The sequence below is a fragment of the Burkholderia sp. BCC1996 genome (assembly GCF_905339955.1).
Taxonomy (GTDB): domain Bacteria; phylum Pseudomonadota; class Gammaproteobacteria; order Burkholderiales; family Burkholderiaceae; genus Burkholderia.
In genome coordinates, this window is sequence record NZ_CAJPHM010000048.1 from 1 (window position 1) to 13,151 (window position 13,151).

General features: G+C 67.8%; 6 protein-coding genes. 5 read left to right on the forward strand and 1 reads right to left on the reverse strand.

Translation table 11 applies throughout. The annotated features are described in order from the left end of the window. The first annotated feature begins 205 nt into the window (after positions 1–205). Positions 206–1,933, forward strand: a complete 1,728-nt coding sequence (locus U4Z64_RS36185; RefSeq protein ID WP_321822539.1) for an AMP-binding protein — start codon at positions 206–208, stop codon at positions 1,931–1,933. A 729-nt stretch (positions 1,934–2,662) separates the two neighbouring features. Here the strand turns inward: U4Z64_RS36185 and U4Z64_RS36190 are convergent. Continuing rightward, complete coding sequence (locus U4Z64_RS36190) at positions 2,663–3,475, reverse strand: transporter substrate-binding domain-containing protein (RefSeq protein ID WP_321810787.1); 813 nt, start codon at positions 3,473–3,475, stop codon at positions 2,663–2,665. Positions 3,476–3,624: 149 nt separating this feature from the next. On the opposite strand from U4Z64_RS36190, the gene hemE reads away from it, so the two are divergent. The 4 genes from hemE (at position 3,625) to U4Z64_RS36210 (ending at position 13,104) form a co-directional block, all read left to right on the forward strand. Further along, on the forward strand, positions 3,625–4,719 hold the full coding sequence (hemE, locus tag U4Z64_RS36195; RefSeq protein ID WP_311766328.1) for a uroporphyrinogen decarboxylase: 1,095 nt from the start codon (positions 3,625–3,627) through the stop codon (positions 4,717–4,719). 445 nt (positions 4,720–5,164) lie between these two features. Next, on the forward strand, positions 5,165–7,426 hold the full coding sequence (locus U4Z64_RS36200) for a primosomal protein N' (RefSeq protein WP_321822540.1): 2,262 nt from the start codon (positions 5,165–5,167) through the stop codon (positions 7,424–7,426). A gap of 521 nt (positions 7,427–7,947) precedes the next feature. Continuing rightward, positions 7,948–11,880 carry a trifunctional transcriptional regulator/proline dehydrogenase/L-glutamate gamma-semialdehyde dehydrogenase gene (putA, locus tag U4Z64_RS36205; protein ID WP_321822541.1) on the forward strand — a complete coding sequence of 1,311 codons (3,933 nt, stop codon included), beginning with the start codon at positions 7,948–7,950 and terminating at the stop codon, positions 11,878–11,880. Between the two features lie 84 nt (positions 11,881–11,964). Further along, complete coding sequence (locus tag U4Z64_RS36210; RefSeq protein ID WP_321822542.1) at positions 11,965–13,104, forward strand: branched-chain amino acid ABC transporter substrate-binding protein; 1,140 nt, start codon at positions 11,965–11,967, stop codon at positions 13,102–13,104. The last annotated feature ends 47 nt before the right edge of the window (positions 13,105–13,151 follow it).

The window sequence follows — 13,151 nt, forward strand, 5'->3', positions numbered from 1 at the left end:
TGCCCGTCGTTTTCGTCTGTTTTTTGCGGGCCGGATCGTATCGTCCGGTCGTGCTATTTCATCCGTCCGCCGCGATTTGATGTCAGAGTGTCGTCAGCAGAGCGCGGCATCATCCGGCAGAGGCAGTCCGCCGCGATCGTGGCGGAGCAGGCAGGCGCGCGAGCCGCACGCCGGGCCGATCAGACAAAAACGGACGGAGACATCGATGGCAGCAGACCTTGGCAAGGGGGCGCTGATCGCGCCCGAAAACGGACTGTCGTACGTGCGCGGCGCGACCGACGTGCCGCTATCCGAAGCGACGATCAGCCGGTTCCTGCTCGACACGGCCGGCCGCTTTCCCGATCGTCCGGCCGTCGTGTTCCGCGAACAGCAGGTGCGCTGGACCTGGCGCGAATTCGCACACGAGGTCGACGTGCTCGCGGCGGGCCTCGCCGCGCTCGGGATCGTGAAGGGCGACTGCGTCGGCATCTGGTCGCCGAACCGCAGCGAATGGCTGCTCACGCAGTTCGCGACCGCGCGGATCGGCGCGGTGCTCGTCAACATCAACCCGGCCTACCGGCTCGCGGAACTCGAATACGCGCTGAACAAGGTGGGCTGCAAGGCCGTGATCGCGGCCGAGCGCTTCAAGACGTCCGCGTACGTCGAGATGCTGCAGACCATCGCGCCGGAGCTCGCGAGCGCGACGCCGGGCGACCTGCATGCGGCGCGCGTGCCGAGCCTGCGCACGGTCGTGTCGATGGGCGAGGCGGCGCCGGCCGGCATGTTCCGCTTCGCGGACGTGATGGCGCGCGGCCGCGACACGCTCGATGTCGCGCGGCTCGACGCGATCGGCGCGACGCTCGTGGCCACCGAGCCGATCAACATCCAGTTCACGAGCGGCACGACCGGCAGCCCGAAGGGCGCGACGCTCACGCACCGCAACGTCGTCAACAACGCACGCTCGATCGCGGCGGCGATGCGCTTCACCGAACAGGATTCGCTCTGCATCCCGGTGCCGCTGTATCACTGCTTCGGGATGGTGCTGGCCGTGCTCGCGTGCGTGTCGAAGGGCGCGGCGATGGTATTCCCCGGCGAGGCGTTCGATCCGGTCGCGACGCTCGCGGCCGTGGCCGACGAACGCTGTACCGCGCTGCACGGCGTGCCGACGATGTTCATCGCGGAACTCGATCATCCGGACTTCGCGAAGTTCGACCTGTCGACGCTGCGCACCGGCATCATGGCCGGCTCGCCGTGCCCGATCGAGACGATGAAGCGCGTCGTGTCGCAGATGCATTTGCGCGAGATCACGATCGCGTACGGGATGACGGAGACGAGCCCCGTGTCGTTCCAGAGCTCGACCGACGATCCGCTCGAGAAGCGCACGACGACGGTCGGGCGCATCCAGCCGCACCTGGAGGTGAAGATCGTCGATCCGAACGGCGAGATCGTGCCGGTCGGCGTGACGGGCGAGCTGTGCACGAAGGGCTATTCGGTGATGCTCGGCTATTGGGACGACGACGCGAAGACGCGCGAGGTGCTGGTCGACGGCTGGATGCATACGGGCGACCTCGCAACGCTCGACGCGGACGGCTACTGCAACATCGTCGGTCGGCTGAAGGACATGGTGATCCGCGGTGGCGAGAACGTGTATCCGCGCGAGATCGAGGAATTCCTGTTCAGGCATCCGAAGATTCAGAGCGCGCAGGTGTTCGGCGTGCCGGATCCGAAATACGGCGAGGAGCTGTGCGCGTGGATCGTGCTGCGCGCGGACGAGCAGATGACCGAGGACGACGTGCGCGCGTTCTGCAGCGGCCAGATCGCGCACTACAAGATTCCGCGCTACATCCGCTTCGTCGACGAGCTGCCGATGACGGTGACGGGCAAGGTGCAGAAGTTCGTGATGCGCGACCGGATGATCGAGGAACTGAAGCTGGACGTGCAGAAGACCGCGTGAGAGGCCGGTTGGCCGGCGGCAGGAAAAAACGCGGCGGCCTGCGGGCCGTTGCGTTTTCGATGGACGAAAAAAAGCGGGCTTATTAGCCCGCTAAAAACCACACGCTACGGGGTTAGCGCGAGGAGACCAAAGATGAAACCGGATCCGGCGGGGGGCCGGAAACGACTCCAACAGGGATGCCCCTCGGAAGGGCTTCGGTACGTGACCGACTGGCTCGCAGCGCTTCGCGTCCGCTCACACTTGGCACACGAGACCGCATCCGTGTTGAAACCGTTGAGGCCATTGTGGGCGAATTGCTCACCCCTCGCGGTAACAAAGTGTTTCAGGTTGTAACGCCCGCCAGATAAGGCTTTCCGGGATTTTTTGCTGTTTTCGGGGTCCTGAAAAAGGTCATATTTACCCATCTTTTCCGCAGAGTTTTCAGCGGTTGCACATAATGCGTTTTTCATGCGTATCAGCATCGATGAATGGCCGATTTACACGCCCGAATGTGCATCGCGCGGCACATATCGCATATGACGATTCATTCGTCAGAAAGATTTTGAAACGTGATCGGCGCGCGCGGTAGTCGGCCATTCGGCCAATTTTCGCGGTTTTACGTCTTCAGCCCCCTGCGCCGTGTGTAACGGGGGGCGGCGGACGGCCATACCGCCGCCCGCGCCCCGTTCGCCTGCTGCGATAGCGGCGGCGTTGTCTGCTATCGGCCGCCGTTGCCCCCCACGATCGCGCTTACTTCAGCCACTTGTCGGCGATCGCCTGGTATTCGCCGGTCGACAGCGCGAGGTGCAGCCACTGGTCGACGTACTGCTGGAACACGACGTCGCCGCGCGGCACCATGTACGCCTTTTCGCCGAACTGGAACGGCTTGTCCGGATGCACCGAGCACAGGCCCGGATTCAGCTTTTGCTGCAGCAGCGTCTCGGATGCGTCCGTCACCATGACGTCCGCCTTGCCCGCGAGGATCTGCTTGAAGATCGTCACGTTGTCAGGGTAGACGGTCAGGTTCGCGTGCGTGAAGAACTGCTTCGCGAAGCGCTCGTTGGTGCCGCCCGGGTTCACGATCACGCGGGTCTCGGGCCGGTCGATCTGCGCGACGGTCTGGTACTTGTCGGCGTCCGCGCAGCGCACGATCGGCGTCTTGCCGTCGACCACGTACGGCTGCGTGAAGAACACGCGCTTCTGGCGCTCGAGGGTCGTCGATACGCCGCCGACCGCGATATCGCACTTCGCGACGAAGTCGTTGGTGAGGTTCGACCAGCTCGTCTTCACGAAGTCGGCTTTCACGCCGAGCGATTTCGCGAGCGACTCGGCCATGTCGATGTCGATGCCCTCGAAGCGGCTGTCGCTCCGGTAGTATGAATACGGCTTGTAGTCGCCCGTCGTGCACACGCGCAGCGTGCCGCGTGCGAGCACGTCGTCGAGCCGCGAGCCGGCCGCGGCCGCGGACGACGGTGCGGTCGCGGTCGTACCCTGCGCGTGCGCGGCGGCGCAGCAAAGCAGGGTGGCGGCGGCGAGCGCGGCGCGCGTGGCAAGTGTCTTCATCGGTCTCCTCCGTGGATCGGTTCGATATCAGCGTCCGATCATAACGGAGCCATCGCGCGCGTCATATGGCCGCCATCGCATCGACATACGCAGCCGTGCGGCCCCGCTCCGGTAAAATGCCGCTTTGCCTTCGCATCGTCGCTCCTACCGTGGCCCATACCCTGCTCAACGACACCTTCCTGCGTGCGCTTCTGCGCGAGCCGACCGACTACACGCCGATCTGGCTGATGCGCCAGGCTGGCCGCTACCTGCCCGAGTACAACGCGACGCGCGCGCGCGCCGGCAGCTTCCTCGGCCTTGCGAAGAATCCCGATTACGCGACCGAAGTGACGCTGCAGCCGCTCGAGCGCTTCCCGCTCGACGCCGCGATCCTGTTCTCGGACATCCTGACGATTCCCGACGCGATGGGCCTTGGCCTCGACTTCCAGGTCGGCGAAGGGCCGAAGTTCGCGCATCCGGTGCGCACCGAGGCCGATGTCGCGAAGCTCGCGGTGCCCGACATCGAGGAAACGCTCGGCTACGTGACGGGCGCCGTGCGCGAGATTCGCCGCGCGCTGACCGACGGCCAGGGCCGCCAGCGCGTGCCGCTGATCGGCTTCTCGGGCAGCCCGTGGACGCTCGCGTGCTACATGGTCGAAGGCGGTGGGTCGGACGACTTCCGCACGGTGAAGTCGATGGCGTATTCGCGCCCCGACCTGATGCACCGCATCCTCGACGTGAACGCGCAGGCCGTGGCCGCGTACCTGAACGCGCAGATCGAAGCCGGCGCGCAGGCCGTGATGATCTTCGATACGTGGGGCGGCGCGCTGGCGGACGGCGCATACCAGCGCTTCTCGCTCGACTACATCCGTCGCGTGGTCGCGCAACTGAAGCGCGAGCACGACGGCGAGCGCGTGCCGGTGATCACGTTCACGAAGGGCGGCGGGCTGTGGCTCGAGGAAATCGCGGCGACCGGCGTCGACGCGGTCGGGCTCGACTGGACGGTCAACCTCGGCGCCGCACGCGAACGTGTCGCGGGGCGCGTTGCGCTGCAGGGCAACCTCGACCCGACGATCCTGTTTGCGCCGCCGGCCGCGGTGCGCGAGCAGGCCCGCGCGGTACTCGACAGCTACGGCAATCATCCCGGCCACGTATTCAACCTCGGCCACGGCATCTCGCAGTTCACGTCGCCCGACCACGTCGCCGAACTCGTCGACGAAGTGCACACGCACAGCCGCAAGATTCGTAGCGGAGCGGCGGGCTGAGCGCAAGCGTTGTCATGCTGCGCTGCGGGATGACGGCGTTTCGCTGTCGGCGCTAAACAGGGCGCAACCCCGCCCCGGTTGCCGATCCATCGCTTGTCAAGACTTGACTTATGCACATTTTCCACGTTGCAGCGCGGTAGAGCCCTGCATCGGTCGAATTGTCTCGCTATGGTTGGGTAATTTGAATAGCAGCCTTATGGAATAAGGCTCCGCGGGGCGCGGCACACGGCGGCCGGAAACAGCGGAAAGCACGGCCCCGCGCGCTTTGCGGCGATTGGACGGGGAGTTCTCAACAAAGTTATCCACAGGCTGGTCAGGGTATACGGCGATTCCTAATGCGAATCCAAAACTTAGCGCCGAATCTGAAGTTTTACTTTAAGTCCGTCACCGTGATGCGGACTCGGATGCAAGTCGTCCGTGCGCTGTGCGCCGCCGGAGCGCGGTGATGGACGGCACCTACCTGCGGGTCGCCCTCGACCATCCGCTCGCCACCCTGTTCGACTACCGCTGCGACGTCCAGCCGGCGCCCGAGCCAGGCACCCTGGTGCAGGTGCCGTTCGGCAAGCGGCAGGTCGTCGGCCTCGTCTGCGAAGTGACGACTCACACCGACGTGCCGCCGTCGCGCTTGCGGGCAATCGACGCGATCTGTACCGAGCTGCCGCCGCTGGCGCCGGACTGGCTTGCGCTCGTCTCCTTCGCGGCCGACTACTACCAGCGCGGTCGCGGTGAAGTCGCGCTGCCTGCGTTGCCGCAGGCGCTGCGCGACGCGGAGCGCTGGGGGCGGCTGCTGGCGCCCGAGGTGCGTCACCGGCTGACCGAAGCCGGCCGCGCGGCGCTGCCCGACGCACTGCCCGCGCGCGGGGCCGCGCTGCGGCGGCTCGCGCAGGCACTCGCCGACACCGATTCGCTGACGCTGCCCGATGCGCGCGCATTGCATCCGAAGGCGGCGACCACGCTCGACGACTGGGCGGCGCGCGGCTGGGTCGCGATCGAGGAAATCGGCTGGGCCGACACGCCTGTGCCCAAAGCTGTGGATAACCTGTCGACAACCGGTGGACGAGCTGTGCCGCCGGCGCTCACTGACCAGCAGGCCGAGGCGCTCGACGCGATCCGCGCCGCGCAGGGCTTCGCGCCGTTCCTGCTGCATGGCGTGACCGGCAGCGGCAAGACCGAGGTGTATCTGCATGCGCTCGCCGCGTTGCTCGATGCGCGGCCCGACGCGCAGGCGCTCGTGCTCGTGCCCGAAATCAACCTGACGCCGCAGTTCGAGGCCGCGTTTCGCGCGCGCTTCGCAGGCACGCTCGCCGACGACGCGATCGTCACGCTGCACAGCGGGCTCGCCGAAGGCGAACGGGCGCGCAACTGGCTCGCCGCCCATACGGGCCGCGCGCGGATCGTGCTCGGCACGCGGCTCGCGGTGCTCGCGTCGCTGCCGACGCTCGCGCTGATCGTCGTCGACGAGGAGCACGAGCCCGCGTACAAGCAGCAGGAAGGGCTGCGCTATTCGGCGCGCGATCTCGCGGTGTGGCGCGCGAAGCATCTCGGCATTCCGGTCGTGCTCGGTTCGGCGACGCCGTCGCTCGAGACGTGGTGGCAGGCCGAGCAGGGGCGCTACACGCGGCTCACGCTGTCGCGCCGCGCGGTGGCCGACGCGACGCTGCCGACCGTGCGGCTGATCGATCTCGAAGAGGAGCGGCGGCGCGGGCGCGCGTCGATGGGCGGGCTGTCGGGGCCGCTCGTCGCGGCGCTGAAGGCGCGGCTCGAGCGCGGCGAGCAGAGCCTCGTGTTCCTGAACCGGCGCGGCTACGCACCGCAGCTTGCGTGCGACGCGTGCGGCTGGGTCGCCGGTTGCCCGCGCTGCAGCGCCTATGTCGTGCTGCACAAACCCGAGCACGCGTTGCGCTGCCATCACTGCGGCTGGGAAGCGCGCATTCCGCGTTCGTGCCCGGAATGCGGGAACGTCGACATCGCGCCGCTCGGGCGCGGCACGCAGCGCATCGAGGAGGCGCTCGCCGAGGCCGTGCCGGGCGCACGGATCCTGCGGATCGACGCGGACAGCACGCGGCGCAAGGGCAGTGCGCAGGCGCTGTTCTCGGATGTGCACGCCGGTGAAGTCGACATCCTGGTCGGCACGCAGATGATCGCGAAGGGGCACGATTTCCAGCGCGTGTCGCTCGTCGGCGTGCTCAATGCCGACACCGCGCTGTTCTCGCATGACTTCCGCGCGAGCGAGCGGCTGTTCGCGCAGCTGATGCAGGTGAGCGGCCGCGCGGGGCGCGCGGGGCTGCCGGGCGAGGTACTCGTGCAGACGCGTTATCCGCGTCACGCGCTGTATCACGCGCTCGGCCGGCAGGATTACGTGGGCTTCGCGAATTCGACGCTCGGCGAGCGCCGCGACGCGCACCTGCCGCCGTTCGTCTACCAGGCGCTGCTGCGCGCCGAAGGGCGCACGCTCGACGCGGCGCTCGCGTTCCTGCTGCAGGCCGCGGCTGCGTTGCCGGGGCTGCCGGGTGCCGATCGCGTGACCGTGTACGACGCGGTGCCGATGACGATCGTGAAGGTCGCGAACGTCCACCGCGCGCAGCTGCTGCTCGAAAGCGCGTCGCGGGCCGCGCTGCAGCACGCGCTGCGCGCATGGCAGCCGGAACTGCGCGCGCTGAAGGGCGTGCTGCGGTGGAGCGTCGAGGTCGATCCGCTGGATATCTGAGCGGCGCGGCAGCGGTCGTGCGCCGCGCGCCGCTTCCCCGGTACCGAGCTGCCGAGCTGCCCGCCGAGCTGCCGAGCTGCCGAGCTGCCGAGCTGCCGAGCTGCCGAGCTGCCGAGCCGCCGAGCCGCCGAGCTGCCGAGCCGCCGAGCCGCCGAGCCGCCGAGCCGCCGCCCGCCGCCCGCCGCCCGCCGCCCGCGCCGAGCGGCATGCGATCTCCGCAGGGCGCGTTCCAAACCTGCCTGCGGTACCCGCCGACCCGGCCAGTGCAACCCGTCTTTCCCCTCCGCCGCGCACACCGAAGGTTGCCCACGCGCGCCAACTCGCCCTCGATCAGGGAAAACACCGATCCACCGACCACGGGCAACCCCTAGGTTGCAACCTTATAAGTGGCTGATTATATTGAGTAACTTCGAGGTGCAACCAATCTCTTAATTCGGTTGCACCTTTTTGTTGCGTGCCGTAGGATTTCGCGCATCCTCTCACACCACATTGCCGGGCTCGCACCGGCGCACGAACCCACCATGGCAAGCACGACTCTTGGCGTCAAAGTCGACGACCTTCTCCGCTCGCGCCTGAAAGACGCGGCAGCGCGTCTCGAGCGCACTCCCCACTGGCTGATCAAGCAGGCGATCTTCGCGTACCTCGAGCGGATCGAGCACGGCCAGCTGCCGCCCGAACTATCGGGCAGCAGCGGCGTGACGGAGCTCGCCGACGGCCAGACGCCGGACGGTGACGACGACAACTCGCCGCATCCGTTCCTCGAGTTCGCCCAGAACGTGCAGCCGCAATCGGTGCTGCGCGCCGCGATCACGGCCGCGTATCGCCGCCCCGAACCGGAATGCGTGCCGTTCCTGCTCGGCCAGGCGCGCCTGCCGGCGAACCTGCAGGCCGACGTGCAGACGCTCGCGACGCAGCTCGTCGAGGCGCTGCGCGAGAAGAGCTCTGGCGGCGGCGTCGAAGGGCTGATCCACGAGTTTTCGCTGTCGAGCCAGGAAGGCGTCGCGCTGATGTGTCTGGCCGAAGCGCTGTTGCGGATCCCCGATCGCGCGACCCGCGATGCGCTGATTCGCGACAAGATCAGCAAGGGCGACTGGCGCTCGCACGTCGGCCACGCGCCGTCGCTGTTCGTGAACGCGGCGACCTGGGGGCTGATGATCACCGGCAAGCTCGTGACGACCAACAGCGAAGCGGGCCTGTCGTCGGCGCTCACGCGCCTGATCGGCCGTGGCGGCGAGCCGCTGATCCGCAAGGGCGTGGACATGGCGATGCGCCTGATGGGCGAGCAGTTCGTCACCGGCGAGACGATTTCCGAGGCACTGGCCAACAGCCGCAAGTACGAAGCGCGCGGCTTCCGCTACTCGTACGACATGCTCGGCGAAGCGGCGACGACCGAAGAGGACGCGCAGCGCTACTACGCGTCGTACGAACAGGCGATCCACGCGATCGGCAAGGCGGCCGGCGGCCGCGGCATCTACGAAGGCCCGGGCATCTCGATCAAGCTGTCGGCGCTGCACGCGCGTTACTCGCGCTCGCAGCAGGACCGCACGATGAGCGAGCTGCTGCCGCGCGTGCGTGCGCTCGCGCTGCTCGCGCGCCGCTACGACATCGGCCTGAACATCGACGCGGAAGAAGCCGACCGTCTCGAGCTGTCGCTCGACCTGCTGGAAGCGCTGTGCTTCGATCCGGAACTCGCGGGCTGGAACGGCATCGGCTTCGTCGTGCAGGGTTACCAGAAGCGCTGCCCGTTCGTGATCGACTACCTGATCGACCTCGCGCGCCGCAGCCGTCACCGCCTGATGATCCGCCTCGTCAAGGGCGCGTACTGGGACACCGAAATCAAGCGTGCACAGGTCGACGGCCTCGAAGGCTATCCGGTCTACACGCGCAAGATCTACACGGACGTGTCGTATCTCGCGTGCGCGAAGAAACTGCTCGCGGCACCCGACGCCGTCTACCCGCAGTTCGCGACGCACAACGCATACACGCTGGCCGCGATCTATCACCTGGCCGGCCAGAACTACTACCCGGGCCAGTACGAATTCCAGTGCCTGCACGGAATGGGCGAGCCGCTGTACGAGGAAGTCACGGGCCGCGACAAGCTGAACCGTCCGTGCCGCGTGTATGCGCCGGTCGGCACGCATGAAACGCTGCTCGCGTACCTGGTGCGCCGCCTGCTGGAAAACGGCGCGAACACGTCGTTCGTGAACCGCATCGCGGATAAAACCGTGTCGGTGAAGGAACTGGTCGCCGATCCGGTCGACGAGGCGTCGAAGGTCGTGCCGCTCGGCGCGCCGCACGCGAAGATTCCGCTGCCGCGCCACCTGTACGGCGACGAGCGTCCCAACTCGATGGGCCTCGACCTGTCGAACGAACACCGTCTCGCGTCGCTGTCGTCCGCGCTGCTGGCGAGCGCGCATCATCCGTGGCGCGCGGCGCCGATGCTCGCCGACGACGCGCTCGCCGACGCCCCCGCGCGCGACGTGCGCAACCCGGCCGACCAGCGCGACATCGTCGGCACGGTCAGCGAAGCGACGGCCGAGCACGTAAGCGCGGCGCTCGCGCACGCAGTCGCCGCCGCGCCGATCTGGCAGGCGACGCCGGTCGATGCGCGCGCCGACTGCCTGGTGCGCGCGGCCGACCTGCTCGAAGCGCAGATGCACACGCTGATGGGCCTGATCGTGCGCGAAGCCGGCAAGTCGCTGCCGAACGCGATCGCCGAAATCCGCGAAGCGGTCGACTTCCTGCGCTACTACGCGGCGCAGATCCGCGACGAATTCTCGAACGACACGCACCGTCCGCTCGGCCCCGTGGTCTGCATCAGCCCGTGGAACTTCCCGCTCGCGATCTTCATGGGGCAGGTCGCCGCCGCGCTCGCGGCCGGCAACACGGTGCTCGCGAAGCCGGCCGAACAGACGCCGCTGATCGCGGCCCAGGCCGTGCGCCTGCTGCGCGAGGCCGGCGTGCCGGCCGGCGCGGTGCAGCTGCTGCCGGGCACCGGCGAGACCGTCGGCGCGGCGCTGGTCGCCGATCCGCGCACGCGCGCGGTGATGTTCACCGGCTCGACCGAAGTCGCGCGCCTGATCAACAAGACGCTGTCCGCGCGCCTCGACCCGGACGGCAAGCCGATTCCGCTGATCGCGGAAACGGGCGGCCAGAACGCGATGATCGTCGATTCGTCGGCGCTCGCGGAGCAGGTCGTCGCGGACGTGATGCAGTCGTCGTTCGACTCGGCCGGTCAACGGTGTTCGGCGCTGCGCGTTCTGTGTCTGCAGGACGATGTCGCGGACCGCACGCTGACGATGCTCAAGGGCGCGATGCACGAGCTGGCGCTCGGCAACCCGGACCGGCTGTCGACCGACGTCGGCCCGGTGATCGACGGCGAAGCGAAGCAGACGATCGACACGCACGTCGCGACGATGAAGGACAAGGGCCACGCGGTCACGCAGCTGCCGTCGCCGGAAGCCTGCGCGCACGGCACGTTCGTGCCGCCGACGCTGATCGAGATCGGCAGCATCGACGAGCTGAAGCGCGAAGTGTTCGGCCCCGTGCTGCACGTCGTGCGCTATCGCCGCAGCCAGCTCGACAAGCTGCTCGAGCAGATCCGCGCGACGGGTTACGGCCTGACGCTCGGCATCCACACGCGGATCGACGAGACGATCGCGCACGTGATCTCGAACGCGCACGTCGGCAACATCTACGTGAACCGCAACGTGATCGGCGCGGTGGTCGGCGTGCAGCCGTTCGGCGGCGAAGGGCTGTCGGGCACGGGTCCGAAGGCCGGCGGCGCGCTGTACCTGCAGCGCCTGCTCGCGACGCGTCCGTCGGGCCTGCCGCGTTCGCTCGCGCAGACGCTGATCGCGGACGGCGCGGTCGATGGCGAACAGCGCAGCAACCCGGCGACGGCGCTGACCGCGCTGCGCGACTGGCTGATCGAGCAGCGCGAACCGGCGCTGGCCGCCCGCTGCGACGGCTACCTGGCGCAGGTGCCGGCCGGTGCGACCGCGGTGCTGACCGGCCCGACCGGCGAGCGAAACACGTATACACTCGGCCCGCGCGGCACGGTGCTGTGTGTCGCGGCAACGCCGAGCGGCGCGCGCGCGCAGTTCGCGGCGGTGCTGGCGACCGGCAACCGCGCATTGTTCGCCGGTGCCGCGGGCGAGGCGCTGGTGGCGGCGCTGCCGGCTGCGCTGAAGGCGCATGCGGCCGTGCGCAAGCAGGCCGACGCGCCGTTCGACGCGGTGCTGTTCGAAGGCGACAGCGACGAGCTGCAGACGCTCGTGAAGGACGTCGCGCAGCGGCCGGGCCCGATCGTGTCGGTGCAGGGCGTGTCGGCGGGCGCGTTCGAGAACGGCGACGCGGAAGACTACGCGCTCGAGCGCCTGCTGACCGAGCGCTCGGTGAGCGTGAATACGGCCGCGGCGGGCGGCAATGCGAATTTGATGACGATCGGCTGACCATCCTTGCCGTTCGGATCAATCAAAGGAAGCGGCAAGGCGATCCCGAAGCCGCTCCATTTACCCTGGTACCAAGGAGAAGCTATGCAACACACGATGAAAAAGCTGGCAGGCGCGACGTTCGTCGCTGTCATGTCGCTGGCGGGGACGGCCCATGCGGATGACGTGAAGATCGGTTACGCAGGGCCGATGACGGGCGCCCAGGCTCACTACGGCAAGGATATGCAGAACGGGATCGCGCTCGCGCTGGAAGACTTCAACGCGACCGGCCCGAAGATCGGCGGCAAGCCGGTGAAGTTCGTGCTCGAGACGCAGGACGACCAGGCTGACCCGCGCACCGGCACGACGGTCGCGCAGAAGCTCGTCGACGACGGCATCAAGGGCATGCTCGGCCACTTCAACTCGGGCACGACGATTCCCGCTTCGCGCATCTACGCGAACGCCGGCATTCCGCAAATCGCGATGGCGACGGCGCCGGAATACACGCAGCAGGGTTACAAGACGACCTTCCGCATGATGACGTCCGACACGCAGCAGGGCTCGGTGGCGGGCACCTTCGCGTCGAAGGATCTCGGCATGAAGAAGATCGCGATCGTCGACGACCGCACGGCCTATGGCCAGGGTCTCGCCGACCAGTTCGAGAAGGCCGCGAAGGCCGGCGGCGCGACGATCGTCGACCGTGAATTCACGAACGACAAGGCGGTCGACTTCAAGGCGATCCTGACCAAGCTGAAGGCCGCGAAGCCGGACCTCGTCTACTACGGCGGCGCGGATTCGCAGGCAGCGCCGATGGTCAAGCAGATGAAGACGCTCGGCATCACCGCACCGCTGATGAGCGGCGAAATGGTGAAGACGCCGACGTTCCTGAAGATCGCGGGCAACGCGGCCGACGGCACGATCGCATCGCTGGCAGGCCTGCCGCTCGAAGAAATGCCCGGCGGCAAGACCTACGCCGACAAGTACAAGAAGCGCTTCGGCGAAGAAGTGCAGACGTACTCGCCGTACGCGTACGACGGCGCGATGGCGATGCTCAACGCGATGAAGAAGGCCGATTCGACCGATCCGGCGAAGTACCTGCCGGTGCTCGCGAAGACCGACATGGCCGGCGTCACGTCGTCGCACGTCGCGTACGACGCGAAGGGCGACCTGAAGAACGGCGGCATCACGATGTACAAGGTCGAGAAGGGTGAGTGGAAGCCGCTGAAGAGCATCGGCGGCAAGTAAGCATGGCGTGAGCGCGGGCGGGGGCGTCGCAATGCTCCGTCCCGCAT

What these genes read in the sequence shown, in the direction of transcription:
- U4Z64_RS36185 (WP_321822539.1), top strand. Translation starts at nt 206, where the DNA reads ATGGCAGCAGACCTTGGCAAGGGGGCGCTGATCGCGCCCGAAAACGGA.
- U4Z64_RS36190 (WP_321810787.1), bottom strand. Translation starts at nt 3,475, where the DNA reads ATGAAGACACTTGCCACGCGCGCCGCGCTCGCCGCCGCCACCCTGCTT.
- U4Z64_RS36200 (WP_321822540.1), top strand. Translation starts at nt 5,165, where the DNA reads ATGGACGGCACCTACCTGCGGGTCGCCCTCGACCATCCGCTCGCCACC.
- putA (WP_321822541.1), top strand. Translation starts at nt 7,948, where the DNA reads ATGGCAAGCACGACTCTTGGCGTCAAAGTCGACGACCTTCTCCGCTCG.
- U4Z64_RS36210 (WP_321822542.1), top strand. Translation starts at nt 11,965, where the DNA reads ATGCAACACACGATGAAAAAGCTGGCAGGCGCGACGTTCGTCGCTGTC.